Here is a 24,672-nt window from a genome sequence, read left to right as displayed (position 1 = left end):
CCAAAATGGAACCGCCTATGAAATTCGTGCCGATTCTTCGCCCTCTGACCCTAGTCCTGCTCCTGATGGCGGGCGGGATCGATGCGGCCTCGGCGCAGTCCGGCTACTACCAGCAGCAGCCGGGCTACCGGGATCCGCGGGCTTATCCGCCCGGCTATTACCCTGGAAAGCTCGTGCAGCCGGCACAGCCCCAGCCGCAGCAGGGCTTCAGCCTCAGGCGCTTTTTCGGTGCTCAAGAGGAGCCCCCGCCGCCGGCGCGGGCGCCTGTTTCGAGACCCCGCCGGTCCGCCCCGCCGCCGGCGGCCGTCGCCAAGCAGGAAAAGCCGAAGGTCAATCCGAGTACCCATGTGGTGGTGTTCGGCGACGCGCTGGCGGGCTATGCCCGGCAAGGGCTTGATGCCCATTTCAGCGACGATCAGGACATTGCGGTCGTCTCCAAGGTCAGAAGCGACACGAACCTCGTTCGCTCTGACCCGGCCGACTGGCCCAACTTCATCAGGGCCACCCTCGACGGCGGGCAGAAAACTTCCATCGCAGTCGTCATGCTGGGCACGAGCGACCGGCAGTCAATCCGGGACGGTGAGAACAGCGTAGAGCCCCTGTCCGACCGCTGGAAGGAACTCTACCGTCAGCGCGTCGATGCGATCACGGGTGTTCTGAAGGAGCGCAAGGTTCCTTTCGTGTGGGTCGGCCTGCCGCCCATGAAGAACAGCAAGATTTCCGAGGATCTCGTCGCCATGAACGAGATCTACAAGGAGAGCGTCCAGCGCAACGGCGGCGTCTATGTGGATATCTGGCCGGGCTTCGTGGACGAAGATAACCGCTACACCGATATCGGCCCGGATGTGGATGGGGATCCGACCAAGCTTCGGACCAACGAGGGTGTGTTCTTCACCCGGGCCGGTGCTCGGAAGGTGGCCTTCTTCGCCGATACGGAAATCAAGCGGGTCCTGGGCATGGGTGGAACAGCGACGGCGGCCACGCCGGCTCCCGCACAGATCACGCCTGCCGATGGCTCGGCCGCCCCGACCATCGAGATGGCCGTGCCGCTTCCGCCGGATGCCGCCGCTCCGATCGCTCTGCCGCAGAAACCGCTGGTCGGTCCGGTTCTGCCGTTGACCCGCCAGGACGTTGCGCCGGGAGGCACCCTCGTGGCGGCGCCGCCGAAGCTCACCGGCGACCATGCCTACCCGGTTCAGCGCGCGCTGCGGGTCGGAATCGCCCCCAGCTCACGCCCCGGCCGGGCGGATGACTTCCGCTGGCCCAATCCATAGGGACAGGTCTGCAAAGGTAAACGGCGGCTCATCCCGAGGTGAGCCGCCGCTTTTCCATTTCATGGAAGATCGTTTGATTAGGCCGGCAGGGTGCTGGAGCCCATTAGGAAGGTGTCGATGGAGCGGGCGGCCTGACGGCCTTCGCGGATCGCCCACACCACCAGCGACTGGCCGCGCCGCATGTCACCGGCGACAAAAACCTTGTCGTTCGACGTTCTGTAACTCCGGTCGTCGGCCACCACGTTGCCGCGACGGTCCATGGCGACGCCCGACTGCTCCAGCAGACCTTCCTTCACCGAGCCGGCAAAGCCGATGGCGATGAAGACAAGGTCGGCTTTCAAGATGAACTCGCTGCCGGGAATGGGCTGGCGCTTCTCGTCCACACGGGCGCATTGCACGCCAGAGACGCGGCCCTTCTTGCCGACGACGCCGAGCGTCGCCGCCTGGAATTCGCGCTCAGCGCCTTCGGCTTGAGACGAGGAGGTGCGCATCTTGGTGGGCCAGTAGGGCCACACGGTGAGCTTGTCCTCCCGCTCCGGAGGCTTGGGGCGGATATCGAGCTGCGTCACGGAGAGCGCGCCTTGGCGGAACGCGGTGCCGACACAGTCGGAGGCAGTGTCGCCGCCGCCGATCACCACCACATGCTTGCCACCCGCGAGGATCGGCTCGTCCGTCACATCCTCACCGTTGACGCGCTGGTTGGACTGCGTGAGATACGGCATCGCATAATAAACGCCGGCAAGATCCTGCCCCGGCAGGTTCGGATTGCGCGGATCCTCGGCGCCGCCGGCGAACAACACCGCGTCGAACTCGTTGTGGAGCGAGGCGAAGCTGCGGTCGACGCCGATATTGACGCCGCAATGGAAGATCACGCCCTCGGCTTCCATCTGCTTCACGCGCCGTTCGATGTGATACTTCTCCATCTTGAAGTCCGGAATGCCGTAGCGCAGCAGCCCGCCGGGCTTGGCCTGACGCTCGAATACATGCACCTCGTGACCCGCGCGGGCGAGTTGCTGGGCCGCCGCCATGCCGGCGGGGCCTGAACCGATCACGGCCACGCGCTTGCCGGTCTGAATCTCCGCCGGCTCCGGCTTCACAAAGCCCATCTCCCATGCCTTGTCGGCGATGGCCTGCTCAATGGTCTTGATGGTGACCGGCTGGTTTTCGAGATTGAGCGTGCAGGCTTCCTCGCACGGCGCCGGACAGATGCGGCCCGTGAATTCGGGGAAGTTGTTGGTGGTGTGGAGGTTGCGCGCAGCCTCCTCCCAATCGTCGGACCAGACGAGATCGTTCCAGTCGGGGATCTGGTTGTGCACCGGGCAGCCCGTCGGCCCGTGGCAGAACGGGATGCCGCAATCCATGCAGCGCCCCGCCTGCTTGCGCAGATCGTTGGTGTCGAGCGGCAGCGTGAACTCGCGGAAGTGGCGCACGCGCTCACCGGCGAGCTGATACTTCTGCTCCTGCCGGTCGTATTCGAGAAAGCCTGTGACCTTGCCCATGGGTTTGCCCCTTACAATCCTTATTCCGCCGCCTGCAGGGTCCGGAGACGATCCATCTCCTGGAGCGCGCGGCGATACTCGACCGGCATGACCTTCACGAACTTGGTGCGGTAGGTCGTCCAGTTGTCGAGGATTTCCTTGGCGCGCGTCGAGCCCGTGTAGGTGTGGTGGTTGGTGATGAGCTGCATCAGGCGCTCTTCATCGGGACCGGACATGTTGGCCATGATGTCGATGCGGCCCTTGGTCTCCAGATCGCCGCCGTGGTGGTGAAGGCGACGCATCAGGTCCTCCTCCTCCTCGACGGGTTCGAGATCGACCATGGACAGGTTGCAGCGCTTGGTGAACGTGCCGTCTTCGTCGAGCACATAGGCGATGCCGCCCGACATGCCCGCCGCGAAGTTGCGGCCGGTCTGGCCGAGCACCACCACGAGGCCGCCGGTCATGTATTCGCAGCCGTGATCGCCCGTGCCCTCGACCACCGCGATGGCGCCTGAGTTGCGCACGGCGAAGCGCTCGCCCGCCACACCGCGGAAATAGGCTTCGCCGGCAATCGCCCCGTACATTACCGTGTTGCCAACGACGATAGAGTTCTCAGGCAGAGCCTTCGAGGCAGAGGACGGGCTGATGATGATCTTGCCGCCCGACAGGCCCTTGCCGACATAGTCGTTGGCTTCACCTTCTAAGTTGAGGGTCACGCCGGCCGCCAGCCACGCGCCGAAGCTCTGGCCCGCTGTGCCATTGAGCTTCACGGTGATCGTGTCGTCGGGCAGGCCCTCGTGGCCGTAACGCTTTGCCACTTCACCCGAGAGCATGGCGCCCACCGTCCGGTCGGAGCTCTTCACCTTCGACTCGATGGTGACGGCCTCGCCGCTCTCCAGTGCGTTTCCTGCCTGCGCGATGAAATCGCGGTCGAGCACATTGGCAATCGGATGAACCTGACGCTCCAGATGGCGGATCGCCACGTTCGCGGGCACTTCGGGCTTGTGGAAGAGCTTCGTGAAATCGAGACCCTTCGCCTTCCAGTGATTGATCGCGCCGTTCTTGTCGAGGAGATCGGACTGGCCGATCATCTCGTCAATCGTGCGAAAGCCCATCTCGGCCATCAGCTCGCGCACTTCCTCGGCGACGAAGAAGAAGTAGTTGATGACATGCTCGGGCAGGCCCTTGAAACGCTTGCGCAGGACAGGATCCTGCGTGGCCACGCCGACCGGGCAGGTGTTGAGATGGCACTTGCGCATCATGATGCACCCGGCCGCAATCAGCGGCGCGGTCGAGAAGCCGTATTCGTCGGCGCCGAGCAGCGCCGCGATCACCACGTCGCGGCCCGTGCGCAGGCCGCCATCGGCCTGGAGCGCCACGCGACCGCGCAGGCGGTTGAGCACCAGGGTCTGCTGGGTCTCGGCGAGGCCGATCTCCCAGGGCGAGCCCGCATGCTTGAGGGAGGTGAGGGGCGAAGCACCCGTGCCCCCCTCGAACCCGGAGATCGTGATGTGATCGGCCCGTGCCTTGGCGACGCCCGCCGCCACTGTGCCGACGCCGACTTCCGCCACGAGCTTTACCGACACGTCGGCCGAGGGGTTCACGTTCTTCAGGTCGAAGATCAGCTGTGCCAGATCCTCGATGGAGTAGATGTCGTGGTGCGGCGGCGGCGAGATGAGGCCGACGCCGGGAGTCGAGTGGCGCACACGGGCAATTTTGGCATCGACCTTGTGGCCGGGCAGCTGCCCACCCTCACCGGGCTTGGCGCCTTGCGCGACCTTGATCTGCATCATGTCGGCATTGACGAGATATTCGGTCGTTACGCCGAAGCGGCCGGAAGCCACTTGCTTGATCGCCGAGCGCTTGGACATGCCGTTCGCCAGCGGACGGAAACGCTCCGGCTCCTCGCCGCCTTCGCCGGTGTTCGACTTGCCGCCGATGGCATTCATGGCAAGCGCCAGTGTCTCGTGAGCTTCCTTGGAGATCGATCCGAAGGACATGGCGCCGGTGGAGAAGCGCTTCACAATCTCCTGTGCGGTCTCGACCTCGTTCAGCGGAACGGGCACACGTCCTGTCTCCTCAGCCTTCCTGATGCGGAAGAGGCCGCGGATGGTCTTGAGCTCGTTATCCTGCTCGTTCACGAGGCGGGCATATTCGCGGTAGCGGTCCTGCGCGTTGAGGCGCACGGCGTGCTGCAGCGTGGCGACCGTGTCCGGGTTCCACGCATGCACCTCGCCGCGCGTCCGGTAGGCGTATTCGCCGCCCACATCGAGCGCATTGCGGTAGATGGGAGCGTCGCCAAAGGCGTCGCGGTGGCGGCGCACGTTCTCCTCGGCCACCTCGTCCATGCCGATGCCTTCGATGGTGGTGGCCGTGCCGAAGAAGTCCCGCGCCACGAAGTCGGAACGCAGGCCGACCGCGTCGAAGATCTGCGCGCCGCAGTACGACTGATAAGTGGAGATGCCCATCTTGGACATCACCTTGAGCAGACCCTTGCCGATGGACTTGATGTAGCGCTTGACTGCCTCGTCGGCGTCCACCTCTTCAGGCAGCTCGCCGGCCTCACGCATGGCCGCGATGGTGTCGAAGGCCAGATAAGGATTGATCGCCTCCGCGCCGTAGCCGGCCAAACAGGCGAAGTGATGGATCTCGCGCGGCTCGCCGCTCTCCACCACGAGGCCGACCGAGGTGCGAAGCCCCTTGCGGATGAGGTAGTTATGCACGGCCGCGGTGGCGAGCAGCGCTGGGATCGGAATGCGATCCGGGCCCACCATGCGGTCCGACAGGATGATGATGTTGTAGCCGCCATGCACCGCCGCTTCCGCGCGGTCGCAGAGCCGGTCGACCGCGCCGTCGAGAGCCGACGCGCCGAGCTCCGCATCATAGGTGATGTCGAGGGTCTTGGTGTCGAAGCGGTCCTCGAAATGGCCGATGCAGCGGATCTTCTCCAGGTCCGCGTTGGTCAGGATCGGCTGGCGCACCTCAAGGCGCTTGCGGCGCGAGGTGCCCTCGAGGTCGAGGATGTTCGGGCGCGGACCAATGAAGGACACGAGGCTCATGACGAGCTCTTCGCGGATCGGATCGATCGGCGGGTTCGTCACTTGGGCGAAGTTCTGCTTGAAATAGGTGTAGAGGAGCTTCGACTTGTCGGAGAGCGCGGAGATCGGCGTGTCCGATCCCATGGAGCCGACCGCCTCCTGGCCGGTCACGGCCATGGGCTGCATGAGGAGCTTCAGGTCTTCCGTCGTGTAGCCGAAGGCCTGCTGACGATCGAGGAGCGACACGTCCGTGCGGGACTCTCTGGCCTGCACAGGCTTCAGGTCTTCCAGCACGATCTGCGTGCGCTTGAGCCACTCCTTGTAGGGGTGCGCATTGGAGAGCTGCTGCTTGATCTCATCGTCGGAGACGATGCGGCCTTCTTCCAGATCGATGAGGAGCATCTTGCCCGGCTGCAGGCGCCACTTCTCGACGATCTTCTCTTCCGGGATCGGCAGCACGCCCATTTCGGAGGCCAGCACCACGAGGCCGTCATCGGTCACGAGATAGCGTGCCGGGCGCAGGCCGTTGCGGTCGAGCGTCGCGCCGATCTGCTTGCCGTCGGTGAAGCACACGGCGGCGGGGCCGTCCCACGGCTCCATGAGGGCAGCGTGATACTCGTAGAAGGCGCGCCGATCGTCGTTCATGAGCGGGTTGCCGGCCCATGCTTCCGGGATCAGCATCATCATGGCATGCGAGAGCGTGTAGCCGCCGCGCACCAGGAATTCGAGGGCATTGTCGAAGCAGGCCGTGTCGGACTGGCCCTCGTAGGAGATCGGCCACAGCTTCGAGATGTCGTTACCGAAGAGTTCGGAATCGACAGAGGCTTGGCGGGCCGCCATCCAGTTCACGTTGCCGCGCAGCGTGTTGATCTCGCCATTATGCGCGACCATGCGATAGGGGTGCGCGAGCTGCCAGGTCGGGAAGGTGTTGGTGGCGAAGCGCTGGTGCACGAGAGCGATAGCGCTCTCGAAGCGCGGATCCTGCAGGTCGAGGTAGTAGTCGCGCAGTTGCGTGACCAGCACCATGCCCTTGTAGACGATGGTGCGCGAGGACAGACTGACCGGGTAATAGCCCGCCGTGCGCTGGTCCTTCATGTCGTAGACGGCGTTGGAGATCACCTTGCGGGCGATGAACAGGCGGCGCTCGAAAGTCTCGGCATCATCCATCCCCTTACCCTTGCCGACGAAGATCTGCCGGTGCAAGGGCTCGGTCGCCTTCACGCTCTCGCCGAGGTCGCTGGAATCCACCGGCACGTCGCGCCAGCCCAGAACCTGCAGGCCTTCGTCGGTGATCGCCTTGGTGACGATCTCCTCGACGAGCTTGAGGCCCTCCGGATCGCGGGGCATGAATAGGTGACCGGCGCCGTATTGGCCGGCCTCGGGCAGCCAGATGCCGATCTTGGCGCACTCCGCCGCGAAGAACTTGTGCGGGATCTGCACCAGGATGCCGCAGCCGTCGCCCATCTTGGGGTCGGCGCCCACCGCGCCGCGATGGTCGAGGTTGTGCAGGATCGACAGACCCTGCTCGACGATGTCATGCGACTTGCGGTTCTTCATATCGGCGATAAAGCCGACACCGCAGGAATCCTGCTCGTTCGAAGGGTCGTAGAGGCCCTGGGCTGCGGGCAGTCCCGGATCGCGCACGAATTTGACCGTATCCGCGGCATTGGCCGTGCGGCTTGGCACTTGGGCTTCCAGGCTCCTGGTCGGCACGTCGCTCATGGCAGATCCTTACATCCGAACGCGTCTTCCGAGCATCGGGCCCAAAAGTGGATTTGCACTTTTGGGACCAACCCGATGCTCCGTTTCTAGTTTGCGCATCGCGTGGATCGGAAAACCGGGTCCACTTTTCCGCACGATGCGCTTTTCTTTGAGGCGGCTTTTGGGCCGGCCGGATGATCGGATCGTCCGGATGCCCGCCGCTTCTTCAGGTTTCGAGGGGTGGGTCCGGCAGGGGAGCCCGCTCCTCGCGGGCATCCTTTGGGCTTGAGTTCAGCCCAGAGTCGCCCGTCCCGCCCACGCTTTGCGGGCGGCTTTCGTGGTATCTCGTTTCGTTCGCGTGGTGCGAAGCATCAAGAAAACCCCAGGGCGTCAGAAAAGGGTGCAGGCACCCCAAAAGGGACAGCATCGCTGTCCTAATGACTGCAACCTGCCAGAGTTTGTTGCAGGGCACAAGTGGGTTTAGAAAAATTTTAGACGAAAGTTACAAGCTGACGACTAGGAATGTAACAAAAGCAGCTTTTGGAGCTCTTAGAACGAAAGTCTCCACCGATGGGTCAATGTTCTTGACATGTCGGACGTCTTTGCCAGGGTGCGCCCCCGAGGAGACAACAGATGAACTTTGCGAGCGACAACATCGTGGGCGCCAGCGCTCCCGTTCTCCAGGCCATTGTGGAGGCCAATGCCGGAGCCATGGCGGCCTATGGGAACGACGAGATCTCAAAGCGGGTGAGGGCGCGCTTCAGCGAACTCTTCGAGCGCGAGGTCTCCGTGTTCTTCGCCGCAACCGGCACTGCCGCCAATGCGCTTGCCCTCTCGTCTGCCGTGCCACCTTATGGCCTCTGCGTTTGCCATCGGGAGGCGCACATCATTGACGATGAATGCGGGGCGCCGGAATTCTTCATGCACGGGGCCAAGCTCGTCGGTCTGCCAGGCGTCGGCGCCAAGCTGAAGGCGGATGAAGTTGCCGCCTATCTGAGCAGCTTGCCCAAGGCGGTGAAGCAGATGCCCCCGAAGGCGCTCTCGATCTCGCAGGTGAGCGAAGGTGGGCTCGTCTACAGCCCCGATGAGTTGGCCGCCCTGGGACAGGTCTGCCGCGAGCACAGCATGTTCTTCCACATGGATGGCGCACGTTTCGCCAATGCTCTCGTGGCCCTTGGCTGCACCCCGGCCGAGATGACGTGGAAGCAGGGTGTCGACATCCTGTCATTCGGCGCCACCAAGAACGGCGGGCTCATGGCCGAGGCCATCGTGGTGTTCAAGCCCGAGTTGTCGGAGGCGCTGGATTATCGCTCCAAGCGCGCAGGCCAGATCATCTCCAAGGGGCGTCTCATCGCGGCGCAGTTCGAGGGCTACTTCGCGGACGATCACTGGCTCGCCAATGCCCGCCACGCCAACCGAATGGCCAAGCTTCTGTCGGAGGGACTTCTGCAACTGCCGGGCGTGCGTCTCGCCTGGCCGACCGAGGCCAACGAGGTGTTCCCGATCCTTCCGCAAGCCTTGAACCAGAGGCTCAAGGCTGCCGGCGTCCTCTACAATTCCTGGACGGAGCTGAGCCTGCCGGAAGGCGAGCAGATCGCAGAAGACGAAGCTTTGATCCGCCTCGTTGCCTCCTGGGCCACACAGGAGGAGGATGTGCGCAGGCTTCTGGAGATCGCCACTTCCGGAGTAGAGCGCCAGGCCGCGGAGTGATTGCCCTAACCCTGCCGCATTCCCGCGCGAATGGTCGTCTCAGGAGACCCTTGACCGACGGGGCAGCCCTCCAGCCCCAGCGGGAATTTCCCAAGGACCAGGACTAATAATAAAAAGCGCCCCGGCATGAACCGGGGCGCTCTTCGTTTCAGCCATAGGTCAGACGATTAGGCAGCCTTCTGCGCCTCGATGGTCTGGGCGGCATTCGTGGAAATCGGGATGAGCTTCGGCTTCTTGGCCTCCGGCGTCTCGCGCACGAGATCAAGGTGAAGCAGGCCGTTCTCGAGGGCTGCGCCAACCACCTGCACGCCATCGGCCAGCTGGAAACGCCGGTCGAAACTGCGGGCAGCGATGCCCTGGTGGAGAACATCGACTTTGCGCTCTTCCGAGGGCTTGCGCTCACCGCGCACGGAGAGGGTGTTCTCCTTCACCTCGACCGTCAGGTCGCGATCGGTGAAGCCAGCCACCGCAATCGAAATGCGATAGGCATTCTCGCCGGTGCGCTCGATGTTATAGGGCGGGTAGCTCGGGGCCGCATCGACGCCGACCATCTGGTCGAGCATCGAGAACAAACGGTCGAAGCCGACCGTGTTGCGGTATAGGGGAGCAAGATCAAACTGTCGCATGGCATATCCTCCGCTTGAAGCGACATGCAGTCAGGGAAGATCCACCTTCATAGGCTGGATCCGGGTTGTCGTGCCGCCATCAGGGCCGGCACATCCTCGATGTGGGAGCGGATAAGATTGCTTTCAAGAGGGTCGTTTTCTAAGCCCAGGATGCCCTATAAAGAGGTCACGTCTTCGAGTTGGAACCCCGAGTTGGACCTCACTGTGGAATTCATCACCACCCCCAACAATCCCGTCCCCGGCGAGCCGAAGCTGGTCAGCGTGACCACCCGAGACGGCATTGCCCTGCGGGCCGCCACTTGGATGCCGGAGACCGAGGAGCCGCAGGGCACGGTCTGTGTCCTGCAGGGCAGAGCGGAGTTCATTGAGAAGTACTTCGAGGTAGTGGGCGAACTCCTTGACCGCGGCTTTGCCGTCGTCACCTTCGACTGGAGGGGCCAGGGGCTCTCGGGCCGGCAGGTGAGCAACCCGCGCAAGGGCCATGTCCGTCGCTTCTCCGACTACCGTCACGACCTTGAGGCGATCCGCGACCAGATTCTCGTGCCGCATATGCCGGAGCCGCATTTCGGCCTCGCCCATTCCATGGGCGGAGCCATTGCCCTGAACGCGGCCTACGAGACCTGGATCCCCTTCCGCCGCCTCGTGACCACCACGCCGATGATCGCTTTGTGCATCATCAAGCGTACCAGGATCTCGGCCTTCTTCGCGCGATTCCTCAAGCTCTTTGGCATGGGCAAGATGTTCGTGCCCGGCGGGGGTGAGACCTCCATCTCTACCATGCCGTTCAAGGGCAATCGCCTCACGGGCGATCCCGTGCGCTATGGCCGCAACGCCGAGGCCGCCCATGCCATCGGGCCTGGGGCTATCGGGGCGCCGACCGTCTCATGGATCGATGGTGCGCTCCGGTTCATGAAGCGCTTCGCCGATCCGCGCTATGCCATCAAGATCCGCCTGCCCACGCTGATCGTGGCGGCCGGCGCGGATCCGGTCTGCGCAACGCCGGCCACGGAGCGCTTCGCGTCGCGGCTCAAGGCAGGCCGTGTGATCGTCATCCCGGGCGCCCGGCATGAGATCCTCATGGAGCGGGACGTCATCCGGGAGCAGTTCTGGGCCGCTTTCGATGCCTTCGTCCCGGGCACGCCCGATCCCGTAGTCCCCGGAAAGCGCGATCTGGCCGAGGTGGGCTTATCGGCTGAGCAGCTCGATGGCCGCGGCGTGGACCCGGCGGTCGCCCGCAGCGACGATGCGTCCGCCCTCGGCGGCGGAGCCGCCGTCCCAGGCGGTGACGATGCCGCCGGCGCCCTCGATGATCGGGATCAGAGCCGCGATGTCGTAAGGCTTTAGGCCCGACTCGACCACGAGGTCGATATGGCCGGCCGCCAGCATGCAATAGGCGTAGCAATCGCAGCCGTAGCGGGCGAGGCGGGCCACGCTCTCCACCCGGTCATAGGCCCGCAGCTCGTCACCGGCGAACAGGCGCGGGCTCGTGGTGGAAATCACCGCATCCTTGAGCGAGGCGCAGCGCCGGACCTTGAGCTTGCGCTCGCCGCCGGGGCCGAGATAGGTGGCGCTGCCGGTGTCGCCGAAGAAGCGCTCGCCCGTGAAGGGCTGATGCATCATGCCGAAGACAGGCTGCTTCTTGTGGGTCAGGCCGATCAGCGTGCCCCAGGTGGGAAGGCCGGCGATGAAGGCTCGGGTGCCGTCGATGGGATCGAGCACCCAGACATAATCGGCCTCCGGCTGCTCGGCGCCGAATTCCTCGCCGATGATGCCGTGCGTGGGAAAGCTGCGCTTGATGAGGTGGCGCATGGTCGCCTCACCCGCCCGGTCGGCTTCCGTGACCGGATCGAAGGCGCCGCCGCGGGATTTGTCTTCTGTCGCGATGGCGGTGCGGAAGAAGGGGAGGATCGCTTGGCCGGACTGGGTCGCGAGATCGTTGACGAAATGCGTGAAGTCGATGAGGGCCATAGCGTCCCAATCCCCTGAAAGAATAAGGCGAGCTGCCTTGGCTCGCTTGCGCTGAGCTTTTATCAAGCGCCTGTCGCGCGGCAAGAGAGCAGCGGCGAATAAGGATCGTGAACGCATGGATTTTGCGCCCAAGCCCGGCCCGACCCGCTCGGAAACGGCCCTGTTCCTGATTGCCGCGCTGGTCTCGATCTATGCGGTCAGCCAATTCCTGCGCAACTCCATCGGGGTCATCGCCAACGACTTGGCCCGGGAGCTTGATCTCTCGGCCACCCAGACGGGGCTCCTCTCCAGCGCCTTCTTCTTCTCCTTCGCGGCCGTCCAGATCCCGATCGGCATCCTGATCGACCGCTATGGCCCGAAGCGCACCATGCTGGCGACGGCCGTGCTGACCGCTCTCGGTACTGTCCTCTTTGCACTCGCCCCGTCGGCCTCTCTTCTCATCGCTGCCCGGGTGCTGATGGGGCTTGGCTGCTCGACCTTCTTCATGGCCCCGCTCGTGATCTATGCGCGACGCTTTCCGCCGGAGCGCTTTGCCGGGCTCACCAGCCTGCAGATGGGCTTAGCCAATACGGGCACCCTGGCGGCCACGGCGCCCCTGGCCGCCTCGGCAGCGGCTTTCGGCTGGCGGGCCTCGTTCCTGGCCGTCGCCGTCCTGACGGTAGCTATTGCCCTGGTCATCGTTTTTCTTGTGCCGCGGGACGCAGGATCAGGCAAGCCAAAGGAAACCTGGGGCGCTGCCTTCCGGGGCGTGACGGCTGCCCTGAAGGTACCTTCCTTCTGGCCCGTCTTCTTCATGCACTTGGCCACATACGGCTGTTTCGCCTCCGTCATTGGGCTCTGGGCTGGGCCGTGGCTCTCGGATGTACACGGGGCGGATCTCACCGCCAGGGGCAATGTCCTGCTCCTGGGCGCCTCGGCGCAGATCTGCGGCATGCTGGCATGGGGAGCGATGGACCGCTTCTGGGGCAGCTACAAGAAGCCGGTTTTCATCGGTGGCACGATGACGGTGCTGCTCCTCGCCGTAGTGGCGTTCGTACCCCTGCCTCAGCCCTGGGCCACGCTCTGGTTCGTGCCGTTCGGCCTCTTCGTCGCCTATACGCCCATTCTCACCAGCCACGGCAAGTCGCTGTTCCCGTCTGCCCTGACGGGGCGGGGCATTACCCTGATGAACATCGGTACGATGGGTGGCGCCTTTCTGTCCCAGAGTGTGACCGGCATGCTTATTGATCTGGTGGGGCGCTCGGAGCAGGGCCTTTATCGGCCTGAGGGTTACCGCCTCGTCTTCGGCGCTTTAGCGACAGCCCTTCTGCTCAGCCTGATCTTCTATGTCAGAGCCATCGATCCTCATCCGAGCAGATATGCAACAAAGTCATAACTGAGCGCGAAATTTTAGTTGCAATTTGTGCGGTGCGGCGTAATTATTGCAGTGCGATATGGCGATGGCGTCGCCTTATCGCATGCCCTTCTTGGGCGTTTCCTCCCTAAACTTCGGGCCGCTGGCAACAGTGGCCTTTTTCTTTGCCTGTATGACCGCTAGGCGTTGAGGCTCACTCCGCCGCGATAGGCCGTGTTGTCAGTTCACCCTCGATATCTGCAATGACTTGGGCGAAGGCTTGCGTCAGATCATCGGCCAGCACCGGGAAGGCTGTTTTCTTCCCCATGCTGCGCTCGTCCATATAGAGCGCGCGATTGATCTCGATCTGCAGGGCATGCCGTCCGAGGGCCGGCTCGCCGTAGTGCTCGGTGATGAAGCCGCCCGCATAGGGCTTGTTGCGCACGACCGCATAGCCGCGCCCCCGGAGAGCCGCTTCCACGAGATCGATCAGGAGGGTGGCGCAGCTCGTCCCGTAGCGGTCCCCCAGCACGATATCGGCCTTGACCCCCTCCTCGCGGCTGACGCTGGAGGAGGGCATGGAATGGCAATCGATGAGGATCGCATGGCCGAAGAGCTGCGACGTACGGCGCACCAGATGCCGCAGGGTGCGGTGATAAGGCTTGTAGAGCCATTCGATCCGGTGAAGGGCTTCGTCCACCGGTATACGCGTACGGTAGATTTCCTGGCCGTCGGCCACGATGCGCGGGATCGTGCCCAGGCCCCCTGCCACCCGCATGGAGCGGGTGTTGGCAAAGGACGGCAGACGCCCGTCGAACATGCGGGAATCGAGTTCGTAGGGCTCCCGGTTCAGGTCGAGAAAAGCCCGTGGAAAATGCGCCGTCATCAGGGGAGCGCCGAGCTCCATCACCGAGGTGAACAGCTCATCGACGAAGGCATCCTCCGAGCGTCTCAACGCAATGGCATCGAGCCGGGATGCGGTCAGGAAGGAGGCCGGGTAGATCGCACCTGCATGCGGAACGTTGAACACGAAAGGAACCGTCTGCATGGCAGGTTCAGTGACGGTGAAGGGAGGATCGAACTCATCGACAATGGCTGGCCGCATCAGGAAATGAACTTGACTATGGTGGAGGAAAAGCCGGTCTTCAGGCTAGTGTAAGGCAGCACCGTCGCCTGTCCATGACAATATCGTATCAGGACCGCGTCCTTCTTTCACGGCTTGTTTACTCTCAGTCCGGCATGAAGGACTGAACCCATTCGCCATGATTCGGGGCTGGCAGCCGATGAAGATCCTTCTCGCCGAAGACGACAACGACATGCGCCGCTTCCTCGTGAAGGCGCTGGAGAACGCAGGCTACGACGTGGCCTCGTTCGACAACGGCCTTTCCGCTTACAACAGGCTGCGGGAGGAACCGTTCGAACTGCTGCTGACGGACATCGTCATGCCCGAGATGGACGGCATCGAGCTGGCCCGCAAGGCCACTGAGCTCGATCCGGACATCAAGGTGATGTTCATCACGGGCTTCGCCGCCGTCGCGCTCAACCCGGATTCCCAGGCTCCTCGCGATGCGAAGGTGCTGTCGAAGCCGTTCCATCTGCGCGACCTGGTGACCGAAGTCGATAAAATGATGGCGGCCTAAAAAAGGCCTGCCATCAGGCTTGCGCCCGCGCCCGCTTGTGGGTATATCGCCCCCACAGCCGAGACGGGGCCTCAAAATCACCGTTTCCCGGGCGCGTAGCTCAGCGGGAGAGCACTACGTTGACATCGTAGGGGTCGCTGGTTCGATCCCAGCCGCGCCCACCATTTTTCTTTTTTCCGGCCTTCCCGAGGGGCCGCAGGAGACCGGATATGAAGATCCGTAACTCGTTGAAGTCGATCCGCGGCCGTCACCGCGACAACCAGCTGGTTCGTCGCAAGGGCCGGGTCTACATCATCAACAAGACCCAGAAGCGCTACAAGGCTCGTCAGGGCTAAGCTAGCGGGTGCGGCGATGCCGCACACGAGAATCTGAATTGACCGCGCATGCCGGGACCCTAAACTCCCGGCATGCGCTTTTTCGCGTCTGCCCTGATCCTCTCCCTGAGCCTCGTGTCCCACCCCGTCGGTGCGCAGGAGCCTGCACGTCCGAAGGACGCCCCGAAGGATCAAACTCAGCCAGCCAAGCCCACCCCTCCGCGGGCGTCCAGCCTGGACGAATTGTTCGAGCGACTCGGCAAGGCCCATAGCGAGCGGGAAGCCCAAGGCATCGCATCCCTGATCGAGCGGCGTTTTTCCCGCTCCGGCTCCGACACCGCCGATCTCCTGCTGAGCCGGGCCGCCGAAGCGTTCGGGAAGAAGGATTTTCCGCTTTCCATCGAATTGATCGACCGGGTGCTGGCGCTCCAGCCCAACTGGGCGGAAGCCTGGTACAAGCGCGCCACCGTGTTCTACCAGCTCGACGATCCGGTGGGGGCCATGGCTGACCTTCATCGGGCGCTGAAGATCGAGCCCCGCCACTTCAATGCCTGGACGGGCCTGGGCCATATCCTGATGGCCTCCGACGACAAGGCGCGGGCTTTGCAAGCCTACCGGAAGGTGCTGGAGATCAATCCGCAGATGGATGACGTCAAAACCATCGTGACGCGGCTGGCTCCCGAGGTTGACGGGCAGGATCTCTGACCCAGCTTGCGGGGATGACCCTGCTTCTCGTCCTGGCTGCGCCTGTCCTTCTTCTGATCCTGGGCGCCGCGTTCACCTACCTCTATGCCTGGAGCATCGAGCGGCGCTTTCCGCCGACGGGCCGCTTCATTGAGGTCGAGGGCTGCAGGATCCACTACCGGGAGGAGAGACCTAAGAAGGCTCCGCCGCGTGGCACTATCGTCATCCTCCACGGCGCTTCCTCGAACCTCGTCGAATCCATGGTGGGAATGGGAACGGCGCTCTCGCAGCGCTACCGGGTGATTGCCATCGACCGCCCTGGCCATGGCTGGAGCGAACGCAAGCCCGGCCTGGGTGAGGCCGATTCTGCCCGGCAGACGGAACTGATCGCCAGCGCCCTGCGCCAGCTCGGCGTCCGCAACGCAGTGATTGTAGGGCATTCCTGGTCCGGAACCATCGTGCCGCATTTCGCTCTCGACCACACCGATGTGGCCGGCGCGATCGTCGTGCTCGCTGGCATCACGACCCCTTGGCCCGGCGGCTATATCGGCTGGTACCGCCGCCTCATCGACTCCAGGGCGGGCTGGCTCTGGTTTCGCACATTAGCCGTGCCAATCCTGCTCGCGTTCCGGCCTTTGATGAAGAAAAAGACGTTCTGGCCGCAGCGGCCTCCACCTGACATCGTGACCAAAGCCTTCATCCCGCTGGCCTTCCGGCCAAGGGCCTACGAGGTCAACATGCAGGACTTCGCCGTCATGTACGACAGCGTTCTCAAACAGTGCGGGCGCTACAAGGACATTCGCCTGCCCACGCTGGTGATCGCCGGCGATGCGGACGAGATCGTCTGGACTGATCTTCACAGTCGGTGCTTCGCCCGCGAGGTGCCGGGCGCCGAGCTGATCGTGATGCCGGGGATAGGCCACATGCCGCAATATGCCGATCAGGAAACGGTGCTCTCCGCCATCGAGACCCTGGCCGAACGAGCTGTGCCGGCCAGGGTGGAAGAGGATCACGCCTGAGCGGCGTGCTCCTGGCTGATGAAGGCGATGCGCACCATGTTGGTGGCGCCCGGCGTGCCGAAGGGCATGCCGGCCACGATGATCACCCGGTCCCCGACACTCGAGAAGCCTTCGCGCACGGCGAACTTGCAGGCGCGGAACGCCATGTCGTCGATATCGCTCGCATCCTTCGTGCGGATCGAATGCACGCCCCACACCAGGGCTAGACGGCGGGCGGTGTCGATGCTCGGGGTCAGCGCAATCACGGTCGAGTTCGGCCGCTCGCGGGCGATGCGGAAGGCCGTCGAGCCCGAGAACGTCCAGGCCGCCACCGTCTTGAGGTTGAGCGTATCGGCGATCTGGTGAGAGGCCGCCGCGATGGCGTCCGAACCTGTGGCCTCCGGCTCGGCATTGAGCGTGCGCACGATCGACCAGTAGTTCTGGTCCTGCTCCACCTCTTCGGCGATGCGGTTCATGGTGGCCACCGCGTCGATCGCGTATTGACCCGAGGCGCTCTCGGCCGAGAGCATCACCGCATCGGCCCCGTCATAGACGGCCGTCGCCACGTCTGAGACCTCGGCGCGGGTCGGCACCGGGGAGGTAATCATGGATTCCAGCATCTGGGTCGCTACCACGACCGGCTTGCCGTAACGCCGCGCCGTGCGGACGATGCGCTTCTGAATTCCGGGCACCTTTTCCAGCGGCATCTCGACGCCGAGATCGCCGCGGGCGACCATGACCGCGTCCGAAATCTCGATGATCTCCTCGAGGCGGGTGATGGCCTGCGGCTTCTCGAGCTTGGACATCACGAGCGCGCGGCCGCGGGCCACCTTCTTGACCTCGGCCACGTCCTCGGGACGCTGCACGAAGGACAGGGCAATCCAGTCCACGCCGGCATCGAGCGCCGCTTCGAGATCCGAGCGGTCCTTCTCGGTCATGGCGGCGACTGGGATGGTGGTGTCGGGCAGGCTCACACCCTTGCGGTTGGAGATCTTGCCGGCAACCTCTACCGAAGTGGTGGCCGATCCCTTCTTCACGCTCTTGACGCGCAGCCGCAGCTTGCCGTCATCGATCAGCACCGTGTGGCCGGGCTCGAGCGAGGAGAGAATTTCCGGATGAGGCAGGTGTACCCGGTCGATAGTCCCCGGGGTCTTGTCCGCATCGAGCGTGAAGGATTGTCCCGGCACCAGCATGGCGCCGTCGCCCTCGAAGGCCCCGACGCGCAGCTTCGGGCCCTGAAGGTCGGCCAGGATGGCGATGGGCCGCTTGAACTTGGCCTCGACCGCACGGATCATCGCGACCCGCTCCTTCAGCTTCTCGCGGGGTAGGTGGCTCATGTTGAGGCGGAAGACGTCGGCGCCTGCCTCGAACAGCTTGGCGATCATCTCCGGGTTCTCGGAGGCGGGCCCCAAGGTTGCTAGGATCTTCGTACGACGTGCGCGTCTCATTATGGCTGCCCCCCTGGGCGGTTTGTTTCGGTGAGCTGAATGGTCCAGCTCTTCTGTTCTCCGGTGTCGACTTCAAAGAAGCCGCTGCGATCAAAGCCCCTAGCGAGGCAATCCTCCGTGCCGCGGATCGTGAACTCGCGTTCGCGCGTGCACATGAAGGAGCGCCCGCTCCACTCGCCACCGCGGTCGTAATCGATGGCGTAGATGTAATAGAAGCGCCCGGAGAGCTGGCCCTTCAGCAGGGTCTCGCAGCCGCGAGCGGTGAGATTCCACCAGCCTTCCGTCACCCACCCCTGCGCGTCCCGATAGCCGAGCGCGATGCCGACCCGGCTCGAGGTCATGTTGCACAGGCGCAGGTCCGCCTTCGCGGGAGAAGCGGCCAGCAGGCATCCGCTCAGGACAAACGTCGCGAGTGCAAGGCTTCGCCGGCAGACAGCAGACGATGTGAGGGTGATGGCCTTCATGGATATGGTTTGGTCGAATCGAAAGGAATGAAATCGCACAATGGTTCAAGAACTTTGGCGAATCGTTGTCGGCCAGATGAGCCGCAGGAGCAAGACCTTCGAGCCGCCGGGCGGAAGAATTTGCCGCCTGCATGGCTGCGACGACACAGGCGAAGGACTCTCAAGCCGGTGTTGCTCCCCGTTCGGAGAGGCTCGACGCTGCGCTACTTCGCCTGTGTTTCAGGTTTCGGGCGTGCCACCCAGATGCCGAAGAGGATAAGTGCGCCGCCCAGGGCTTGGACCAGCGTCAGCGCCTCGCCCAACACGGCCCAGCCGAACACGGCCGCAGCTATGGCCTCCAGGAAGATTACCAGCGACGAGAAGGTTGCGGGCAGTCGTCCGAGCGCGATGGCGAGCAATCCCTGGCCGCCTGCATGGCTGACATAGGACATGGCCAGCAGCGCCGCGATGCCTTGCCCCGTCTGCGGAATCACCCGCGTGTCGAACAGAACCGCGATGACGAGGAGGATGGCCGAGGTGATGAGCCCTGCCTCGAAAGTCACCCGTGCCGCGCCTGCGGTCTTGCGTGCCCGGCTGGCCGCGAGAAAATACATGCCGAAGAAGAACGCCGTGGCGATGCCGTAGAGATCGCCCTCGATCCGACCCGGATCCGCCTGGAGGCTCTGGCCGATCAGGGCCGCGCCGCCGAGGAGGCAAAGACCGAGGCCCAGGAAGGTCCCCCGTGACACCTGGTGCCGAAGCACGAGCCAGACGGTCAGCACGACGAAGAGCGGCGCCATGGTGGCGAAGAACGTGGCGTTTGCCACCGTGGTCTTGAGAATCGCCAGGTGCCAGAAGAACAGATCCCCCGCAAAGACGATGCCGCCCAGGATGCTGGCCTTGGAAAACCGAACCCTCGGCGTGTCAGTTGGTGCGCGCCTCTCCTCGATGCGCATCCAGGCATAAAGCAGGGGCAGGCAGAGCGAGACGCGCCAGAAGGCGCTGGCGAAGGGCCCCACATCGGCCGGGGTTCCGCCCATGTCGGCGGAGGCGAAGCGGACGAAGATCGGGGAAATGCCCATGGCCACGGCGCCCAGGCTGAGGGCGGCAAAAGCGGAGGCGAGGCCCGGCTCGAGGCGGGCTGTGGTGGATGTCGGGGACATGTGGAACGTGAAAGTGTGTTGCGCGGAAGGTCGCGTTGTCAGGGTTGGAGGGGCAGGGTAAGGCTTTTCCTCCGCTGTTCAATCCATCCTTATCCGAAACCCATCTTTCCATGCCTGCTTCCGCTGCGCTCGAGCTCGTCGATCCTTCTCTTGAGCCACATCCGGTCGAGATCATTCCCGGTTCCGTCGAATCGGGGATCCTGATCCTGTGCGACCATGCCTCAAACGCGGTGCCGCCGGATTTAGGCGATCTCGGCCTGCCGGAATCCGAATTCCAGCGCCACATCGCCTACGATATCGGCGCCGCAGCGGTGACCCGCTCACTGGCCCAGCGCCTTGGGGCTCCGGCGATCCTCACCCAGTTCTCCCGGCTGATTATCGATCCGAACAGGGGCAGGGACGATCCGACCCTGGTCATGCGCCTCTCCGACGGCGCCGTGGTGCCGGGCAATGCCAGGGTGGACGACACGGAAGTACAGCAGCGCATCGCCCGCTTCTACGACCCTTACGACCATGCGATCGCCGACGCGATCCACCGGGCCATGGTGGCGGGCCATCCGCCCGTCATCGTGACCGTCCACAGCTTCACGCCCGTCTGGCGCGGCTGGCCCCGGCCCTGGCATGTGGGCATCCTTTGGGATGCGGACGACCGTTTCGCCAAGCCACTCCTGGAGGGACTGCAGACGGAGGACGGACTCGTCGTCGGCGACAACGAGCCCTATGATGGGGCGCTGGCGGGTGACACGATCGACCGTCACGCCACAGTCCGGGGCCTTGCCAATGCGCTCATCGAGATTCGGCAAGACCTGATTGCCTCGGACGAGGATGCTCAAGAATGGTCGGAGCGCTTCGCCCGGCTGCTTGAGCCGCTCGCGCGCCGGCCGGAGCTTCGGGCGCCTCGAATTTTCGGCACCCGCACCCGCGACCGCCTGCGCCAGCATGGAGGATAGACCCATGAAGGACATCGACGAGAAGACGCAGGTCGAACTGGAGGCCGCCGCCTTCCGCAGGCTGCTCCAGCACCTGCGCGAGCGCAGGGACGTCCAGAATATCGATCTCATGAACTTGGCGGGCTTTTGCCGCAACTGCCTGTCCAACTGGCTGAAGGATGCGGCCGACGAGCGGGGCGTCGCCCTCTCCAAGGAGGACAGCCGAACCCATGTCTATGGCATGCCCTACGACGAGTGGAAGCAGCTCCATCAGGCCGAGGCCAGTCCGTCACAGCTCGCAGATTTTGAGAAATCGAAGCCCGGGCATTAAAACGGCTTCAACCAAATGACCATAACACTGGCACCAACGCCATCAATCAGGGGCTTCATTCATGGATGACGCAGCTTTCAATACCGAATCCGTCGCCGCCGACCAGCTGAAGGCCTTCATCGAGCGCATCGAGCGCCTCGAGGAGGAAAAGGCTGGCATCGCGGGCGACATCAAGGATGTCTACGCCGAGGCCAAGGGCAACGGCTTCGACACCAAGGTCCTGCGCAAGATCATTTCCTTACGCAAGCGCGACTACGCCGAGCGCCAGGAGGAGGAGGCGATCCTCGAGCTCTACATGCAGGCGCTCGGGATGATCGGCTAGTTTCAGATCAGCCTTCTCCAAGACTTTCAAAGGCTTCGCAGAGTCATCTGCGGAGCCTTCGTCATTCCTGAAGCGCGTCTGCCAGATAGAGGGACTGCAGTACCTCCACTGTCGCAGGCGGCAGCGGGGTCGAGCGGCGCGTCTCCTTGTCGACCATCACGATGGTCGCCTCCGTCGTGGCAACGAGCCGCCCGGCGTTGAAGATGCCCTGGGCGAGGGTGAACGAGCTGCGCCCGACCCGCATGACGCCCGTGCCGATCTCGACGTGGCCTGGCCAGAAGAGCTCTGCCCGGAAATCGATCTGCAGCCGGGCGATGACGAAGCTCCGCCCTTCCGAGGCGAGGGGTCTTGCCGGATCGTACATGAAGGCGACCCGCCCGACCTCGGAGAAAGTGGCGAAGACCGCGTTGTTCACATGCCCCTGCCGGTCGAGATCCGCGTAACGGATGTCGGTGGAGGCACGGCTCGGATAGGCCTCCAGCGGGCGCAGGGCGTTCGGGTCTGTCATCGTCCGGTCCTCGTGATGAGGCCATAGAATACGAAATGCCGTGCGGCTCAAGAGAGGGAGCTGCCACGGAAGGCTTGTCCGGCGTGGACCATCAGCCATGCAGCCCGCACTCTCGCTCCCGGCATTCCGCTTCTCTATAGATTCAGGCAGATTCGACACGGGAGGAATACATGAAGCGCGCGGCAAACGAAGTGACGGAACCTCAGGATGCGGAGGCGCGCCGGAGGATCCCGCCGGTCATCTGCTACCCGGTCGATACCCTGCCGCGGCCCGACCTTGCTTCCTATCAGGCGGCCCGTGACGGTTGGGAGAAGGTAGACGAGGTCGTGGTGCCGCCTCGCGAAGCGCGCTGCTTCCACGTGCCGGCGGGCTCGTTCTTTCGCATCGTCAGCATCGAGGGACCGCAGGTGGGCGATCTCAATCTCTGGGCGGCGGAGGACATCAACGAGCGCTTCTTCTCCGGCAAGACGCGGGCGCTGCACGGCACGCACCTTTCGACCGGCGACCAGCTCTGGTCATGCCTGCCTTACCTGCGCCCTATGGCGACCATCACCCACGACACCCTGGACTGGTATGGCTTCGATGGGTTCGGCGGCTCTGTGCACGACGTGATCGGCACGCGTTGCGACCCTTACACCCACAAGCTGCTTTCGGGCGACGAGTATCACCATTGCTGCCACTCGAACCTGACCCGTGCCCTGGCTGATCGTCTGGGGAAGCCGAAGCTGGAAGTGGAGCCTGCCGTACACGACGTGCTCAACGTCTTCATGTGCACGGGCTTCACCCGCGACACGGGGCAGTATTTCATGAAGGCGAGCCCGGTGCGGCCGGGCGACTACCTCGAGTTCTTCGCGGAGATCGATCTTCTGGGCGCGCTCTCCGCCTGTCCCGGCGGTGATTGCAGTGCGGAGCATTCGAGCGACGTCGCCGTTTGCCATCCGCTCCTGGTGGAGGTCTACAGGCCAAAGGCACCGCCTGCCGGGTGGACCTCGCCAACCCGCAACGGCTACAGCCGCAGGCATGAGGACTGAAACAAAAAGGGCCCCGATGGGGCCCTTTCTTATTGCACCACTTTCAGCGGCTTGACCGCCGGCCCCGTGAATCGGCTCGTCGCCAGATCGGCCACCGGTTGCTTCGAGAATCCCATATGCAGGCTCGGCTCAGCCGACATCAGGGCCGTGAGCGCCGTGGCAGGCGGCTGCTTCGCTGCGGCTGCCGGGGCCTTGGGTGAAGTGGCAGGCTGGAGCTTCGTAGGCTTGGGGTCCTTGGGCGTAGAGCCCGTGGTCGCCACCGGAATGTCCACCGGAGCAGCGGCCGCGACCTGGATCGGGCGCTGGTCCGGGCGGGGTGGGGGCAGCGGAGCCGAGGAGATGCTCGCGACGCTGGTCGTGCCGCGCAGTTCCGCGAGGGCCGGGATCGGGTTCGTCGCCGCCAGCGAGCCCGGGCGGGCCGGAGGTAGCGGCGCGTAGGCCAGGGCGACGGTGCCGGCGAGAGCCTCGACGTCCGTGTCATCCGAATCCGGCCGCCGGGGCGGCATCGGCGCGAAGGCCATGCCCTTCGCAATCGACATCTCCGACGCGCCCGGACCTTGCTGCCAGCCCAGGGCAGGGCCGGATGCGGTCTGGACCGTCCCGGGTGCCCCGTTGATCCGGGTCGGCGGCAGCGGTGGCGGCGCAGGCGGCGTCAGGTCCTCACGCAGAGCCGGGGCCATGGAGGCTACGACAGCAGGCGCTGGCGGTTCGGGCCGCGGCTGGATCGCCACCGGTGCGCGGCGTGCTGCCGGAGCGGGGCTCCCGTAGGATTGCAGGGCCGCATAGACCGACGAGTTGGAATCGCTGGCGTAATTGTCCGGCGGCGATGCCTGCTGGCGGGACGCGATGAGCGCCCGGCCCGGCCGCGACGCGACACGGATCTCCTCCGCATCCTCGTCCTCGTCGTCGCCACCGCCGAATAGGGTGGCCCAAAAGCTCTTGCGGCGTGGCTGCGTCGCGACGGCTTCCTCTGCATCGGCATAAGCAGTGTAGCCGGCGACCGTGCCACCCTTGGCGAGCACCTCGGCCCGGGCCTCCTCATAGCCGGGCAGGGGCTTGCCGTCGGCCGGGATATGCACGGTCTTCCCGTCGGGGAAGATGCTGGCGAGCTGCGACCGGGTCATGCGCGGCCAGGCGCGGACGCTGCCCACGTCGAGATGGACAAAGGGCGTATAGGCATTGGGATAATAGCCGACGCCGCCGTTCTGGAGCCGCATGCCGACGGCGCGCAATTGCGCCGTGGACACGTCGGGCAGGTAGAAGTCCATCGCCTTGCCCTGCATGTGCTGGCTGTTCTTGGCCACTGCGCTGGACCGCCGCCGGAGCATCGAATTAGTCTGGGGGGAGCGATAGGCCGAGTTCACGTGAACGGGCGCATCGGATCCGACTTCGCGATAGACTTCCCACACCGTATCGAACAGGCGCGGGTCCATACGGGTCGCCTCGGCGCGCCGCCAGTCGCGCAGGAACCAGTTGAGCTGCTGCAGGGCGGCCGAATCGTACTGCCCGTTGCGCCTGAAGGTGACGGTGAGGCTTTCCTTGGTGTTATTGTGATAAAAGGTCAGTGTGCGGGTGTCGCCATTGGCAACGGCATCCTGCGTGCCGCGCACTCCGCCCACCATGACGGCCAGAAAGGCCGCAAGACCAATGCCGACGCGAGACGCGAGCCGGTCCGTACGCATTACTCTCACTGTGATACTCGTCTTTACCGGGCGGCATCCGTGGATGCAGCG

Annotated in this window: 21 protein-coding genes, 1 tRNA gene and 1 pseudogene; 13 read left to right on the top strand and 10 right to left on the bottom strand. The window is 64.2% G+C overall.

Annotated features, from left to right (window positions below; genetic code table 11):
- Positions 1-17: 17 nt before the first annotated feature.
- The gene (locus I2H36_RS16720; protein ID WP_196265036.1) at positions 18-1,274 is read left to right on the top strand and encodes an SGNH/GDSL hydrolase family protein; all 1,257 of its coding nucleotides are present in this window, start codon (positions 18-20) and stop codon (positions 1,272-1,274) included.
- A gap of 77 nt (positions 1,275-1,351) precedes the next feature.
- Here I2H36_RS16720 and I2H36_RS16715 read toward each other — a convergent pair whose 3' ends face one another.
- Together I2H36_RS16715 and gltB are read right to left on the bottom strand one after the other, a co-directional pair.
- On the bottom strand, positions 1,352-2,773 hold the full coding sequence (locus tag I2H36_RS16715; protein WP_196265035.1) for a glutamate synthase subunit beta: 1,422 nt from the start codon (positions 2,771-2,773) through the stop codon (positions 1,352-1,354).
- Positions 2,774-2,793: 20 nt separating this feature from the next.
- On the bottom strand, positions 2,794-7,512 hold the full coding sequence (gene gltB, locus I2H36_RS16710) for a glutamate synthase large subunit (protein ID WP_196265034.1): 4,719 nt from the start codon (positions 7,510-7,512) through the stop codon (positions 2,794-2,796).
- Between the two features lie 612 nt (positions 7,513-8,124).
- Here gltB and I2H36_RS16705 point away from each other — a divergent pair.
- Positions 8,125-9,201 carry a threonine aldolase family protein gene (locus tag I2H36_RS16705; RefSeq protein ID WP_196265033.1) on the top strand — a complete coding sequence of 359 codons (1,077 nt, stop codon included), beginning with the start codon at positions 8,125-8,127 and terminating at the stop codon, positions 9,199-9,201.
- A 167-nt stretch (positions 9,202-9,368) separates the two neighbouring features.
- Here the strand turns inward: I2H36_RS16705 and I2H36_RS16700 are convergent, their stop codons facing one another.
- Positions 9,369-9,827, bottom strand: a complete 459-nt coding sequence (locus I2H36_RS16700; RefSeq protein WP_036355066.1) for an Hsp20 family protein — start codon at positions 9,825-9,827, stop codon at positions 9,369-9,371.
- Positions 9,828-10,019: 192 nt separating this feature from the next.
- Here I2H36_RS16700 and I2H36_RS16695 point away from each other — a divergent pair.
- A pseudogene (locus I2H36_RS16695) lies at positions 10,020-10,964 on the top strand (alpha/beta fold hydrolase); the annotation flags it as partial.
- Positions 10,965-11,012: 48 nt separating this feature from the next.
- Here the strand turns inward: I2H36_RS16695 and hisN are convergent.
- Positions 11,013-11,795 (bottom strand): histidinol-phosphatase, encoded by a 783-nt coding sequence (gene hisN / locus I2H36_RS20190; protein ID WP_343234467.1) that lies wholly within the window; start codon positions 11,793-11,795, stop codon positions 11,013-11,015.
- Between the two features lie 115 nt (positions 11,796-11,910).
- Here hisN and I2H36_RS16690 point away from each other — a divergent pair, with 115 nt between their 5' ends.
- The gene (locus I2H36_RS16690; protein ID WP_196265031.1) at positions 11,911-13,170 is read left to right on the top strand and encodes an MFS transporter; all 1,260 of its coding nucleotides are present in this window, start codon (positions 11,911-11,913) and stop codon (positions 13,168-13,170) included.
- 172 nt (positions 13,171-13,342) lie between these two features.
- Here I2H36_RS16690 and I2H36_RS16685 read toward each other — a convergent pair whose 3' ends face one another.
- Positions 13,343-14,233, bottom strand: a complete 891-nt coding sequence (locus tag I2H36_RS16685; RefSeq protein ID WP_196265030.1) for an N-formylglutamate amidohydrolase — start codon at positions 14,231-14,233, stop codon at positions 13,343-13,345.
- Between the two features lie 178 nt (positions 14,234-14,411).
- Here I2H36_RS16685 and cpdR point away from each other — a divergent pair, with 178 nt between their 5' ends.
- The 5 genes from cpdR to I2H36_RS16660 all read left to right on the top strand — a co-directional run bounded on the left by cpdR (position 14,412) and on the right by I2H36_RS16660 (position 16,785).
- Entirely contained in the window at positions 14,412-14,768 is a 357-nt protein-coding gene (gene cpdR, locus I2H36_RS16680) for a cell cycle two-component system response regulator CpdR (protein WP_036355105.1), read from the top strand.
- 89 nt (positions 14,769-14,857) lie between these two features.
- Positions 14,858-14,932 (top strand) — tRNA-Val (locus I2H36_RS16675).
- A 45-nt stretch (positions 14,933-14,977) separates the two neighbouring features.
- A complete protein-coding gene (gene ykgO / locus I2H36_RS16670) occupies positions 14,978-15,103 on the top strand; it encodes a type B 50S ribosomal protein L36 (protein ID WP_009763379.1) in 126 nt (41 codons plus the stop codon).
- Between the two features lie 72 nt (positions 15,104-15,175).
- Positions 15,176-15,787: a tetratricopeptide repeat protein gene (locus I2H36_RS16665; RefSeq protein ID WP_196265029.1), complete on the top strand. Its 612-nt coding sequence runs from the start codon at positions 15,176-15,178 to the stop codon at positions 15,785-15,787.
- Positions 15,788-15,801: 14 nt separating this feature from the next.
- A complete protein-coding gene (locus I2H36_RS16660) occupies positions 15,802-16,785 on the top strand; it encodes an alpha/beta fold hydrolase (RefSeq protein WP_196265028.1) in 984 nt (327 codons plus the stop codon).
- Here I2H36_RS16660 and pyk read toward each other — a convergent pair.
- The 3 genes from pyk to I2H36_RS16645 form a co-directional block, all read right to left on the bottom strand.
- Entirely contained in the window at positions 16,776-18,212 is a 1,437-nt protein-coding gene (gene pyk / locus I2H36_RS16655) for a pyruvate kinase (protein WP_196265027.1), read from the bottom strand. The two genes, I2H36_RS16660 and pyk, sit on opposite strands and share 10 nt — an antisense overlap.
- Positions 18,212-18,676 carry a DUF1036 domain-containing protein gene (locus I2H36_RS16650; RefSeq protein WP_246718868.1) on the bottom strand — a complete coding sequence of 155 codons (465 nt, stop codon included), beginning with the start codon at positions 18,674-18,676 and terminating at the stop codon, positions 18,212-18,214. The genes pyk and I2H36_RS16650 overlap by 1 nt, the downstream gene beginning before the upstream one ends.
- Before the next feature lie 203 nt (positions 18,677-18,879).
- On the bottom strand, positions 18,880-19,818 hold the full coding sequence (locus I2H36_RS16645; RefSeq protein WP_196265026.1) for a DMT family transporter: 939 nt from the start codon (positions 19,816-19,818) through the stop codon (positions 18,880-18,882).
- 110 nt (positions 19,819-19,928) lie between these two features.
- Here I2H36_RS16645 and I2H36_RS16640 point away from each other — a divergent pair, with 110 nt between their 5' ends.
- The 3 genes from I2H36_RS16640 to I2H36_RS16630 all read left to right on the top strand — a co-directional run bounded on the left by I2H36_RS16640 (position 19,929) and on the right by I2H36_RS16630 (position 21,400).
- On the top strand, positions 19,929-20,768 hold the full coding sequence (locus tag I2H36_RS16640; protein ID WP_196265025.1) for an N-formylglutamate amidohydrolase: 840 nt from the start codon (positions 19,929-19,931) through the stop codon (positions 20,766-20,768).
- Positions 20,769-20,772: 4 nt separating this feature from the next.
- Positions 20,773-21,078, top strand: coding sequence for a DUF1244 domain-containing protein (locus I2H36_RS16635; protein WP_196265024.1), 306 nt, complete (start codon positions 20,773-20,775; stop codon positions 21,076-21,078).
- Positions 21,079-21,139: 61 nt separating this feature from the next.
- Entirely contained in the window at positions 21,140-21,400 is a 261-nt protein-coding gene (locus tag I2H36_RS16630) for a DUF2312 domain-containing protein (protein ID WP_196265023.1), read from the top strand.
- 61 nt (positions 21,401-21,461) lie between these two features.
- Here I2H36_RS16630 and I2H36_RS16625 read toward each other — a convergent pair whose 3' ends face one another.
- A complete protein-coding gene (locus I2H36_RS16625; protein WP_196265022.1) occupies positions 21,462-21,908 on the bottom strand; it encodes an acyl-CoA thioesterase in 447 nt (148 codons plus the stop codon).
- A 170-nt stretch (positions 21,909-22,078) separates the two neighbouring features.
- Between I2H36_RS16625 and I2H36_RS16620 the strand changes: the two genes are divergently transcribed.
- Positions 22,079-22,939 (top strand): urea carboxylase-associated family protein, encoded by an 861-nt coding sequence (locus tag I2H36_RS16620; protein ID WP_196265021.1) that lies wholly within the window; start codon positions 22,079-22,081, stop codon positions 22,937-22,939.
- Between the two features lie 29 nt (positions 22,940-22,968).
- On the opposite strand, the gene I2H36_RS16615 is transcribed toward I2H36_RS16620, so the two are convergent.
- A complete protein-coding gene (locus tag I2H36_RS16615) occupies positions 22,969-24,621 on the bottom strand; it encodes a peptidoglycan L,D-endopeptidase MepK (RefSeq protein ID WP_196265020.1) in 1,653 nt (550 codons plus the stop codon).
- Between the last annotated feature and the right edge of the window lie 51 nt (positions 24,622-24,672).

Source organism: Microvirga terrestris, from assembly GCF_015694425.1.
Classification (GTDB): domain Bacteria; phylum Pseudomonadota; class Alphaproteobacteria; order Rhizobiales; family Beijerinckiaceae; genus Microvirga; species Microvirga terrestris.
Note: the sequence above shows the minus strand (reverse complement) of the source record. Positions and strands in the feature narration are given on the sequence as shown.

Coding starts and splice junctions, on each gene's coding strand:
- I2H36_RS16615 (WP_196265020.1), bottom strand. CDS start 24,621: ATGCGTACGGACCGGCTCGCGTCTCGCGTCGGCATTGGTCTTGCGGCC.
- I2H36_RS16620 (WP_196265021.1), top strand. CDS start 22,079: ATGAAGCGCGCGGCAAACGAAGTGACGGAACCTCAGGATGCGGAGGCG.
- cpdR (WP_036355105.1), top strand. CDS start 14,412: ATGAAGATCCTTCTCGCCGAAGACGACAACGACATGCGCCGCTTCCTC.
- hisN (WP_343234467.1), bottom strand. CDS start 11,795: ATGGCCCTCATCGACTTCACGCATTTCGTCAACGATCTCGCGACCCAG.
- ykgO (WP_009763379.1), top strand. CDS start 14,978: ATGAAGATCCGTAACTCGTTGAAGTCGATCCGCGGCCGTCACCGCGAC.
- I2H36_RS16700 (WP_036355066.1), bottom strand. CDS start 9,827: ATGCGACAGTTTGATCTTGCTCCCCTATACCGCAACACGGTCGGCTTC.
- I2H36_RS16660 (WP_196265028.1), top strand. CDS start 15,802: ATGACCCTGCTTCTCGTCCTGGCTGCGCCTGTCCTTCTTCTGATCCTG.
- I2H36_RS16635 (WP_196265024.1), top strand. CDS start 20,773: ATGAAGGACATCGACGAGAAGACGCAGGTCGAACTGGAGGCCGCCGCC.
- I2H36_RS16690 (WP_196265031.1), top strand. CDS start 11,911: ATGGATTTTGCGCCCAAGCCCGGCCCGACCCGCTCGGAAACGGCCCTG.
- I2H36_RS16630 (WP_196265023.1), top strand. CDS start 21,140: ATGGATGACGCAGCTTTCAATACCGAATCCGTCGCCGCCGACCAGCTG.
- I2H36_RS16665 (WP_196265029.1), top strand. CDS start 15,176: ATGCGCTTTTTCGCGTCTGCCCTGATCCTCTCCCTGAGCCTCGTGTCC.
- pyk (WP_196265027.1), bottom strand. CDS start 18,212: ATGAGACGCGCACGTCGTACGAAGATCCTAGCAACCTTGGGGCCCGCC.
- I2H36_RS16645 (WP_196265026.1), bottom strand. CDS start 19,818: ATGTCCCCGACATCCACCACAGCCCGCCTCGAGCCGGGCCTCGCCTCC.
- I2H36_RS16705 (WP_196265033.1), top strand. CDS start 8,125: ATGAACTTTGCGAGCGACAACATCGTGGGCGCCAGCGCTCCCGTTCTC.
- I2H36_RS16715 (WP_196265035.1), bottom strand. CDS start 2,773: ATGGGCAAGGTCACAGGCTTTCTCGAATACGACCGGCAGGAGCAGAAG.
- I2H36_RS16625 (WP_196265022.1), bottom strand. CDS start 21,908: ATGACAGACCCGAACGCCCTGCGCCCGCTGGAGGCCTATCCGAGCCGT.
- I2H36_RS16685 (WP_196265030.1), bottom strand. CDS start 14,233: ATGCGGCCAGCCATTGTCGATGAGTTCGATCCTCCCTTCACCGTCACT.
- I2H36_RS16720 (WP_196265036.1), top strand. CDS start 18: ATGAAATTCGTGCCGATTCTTCGCCCTCTGACCCTAGTCCTGCTCCTG.
- gltB (WP_196265034.1), bottom strand. CDS start 7,512: ATGAGCGACGTGCCGACCAGGAGCCTGGAAGCCCAAGTGCCAAGCCGC.
- I2H36_RS16650 (WP_246718868.1), bottom strand. CDS start 18,676: ATGAAGGCCATCACCCTCACATCGTCTGCTGTCTGCCGGCGAAGCCTT.
- I2H36_RS16640 (WP_196265025.1), top strand. CDS start 19,929: ATGCCTGCTTCCGCTGCGCTCGAGCTCGTCGATCCTTCTCTTGAGCCA.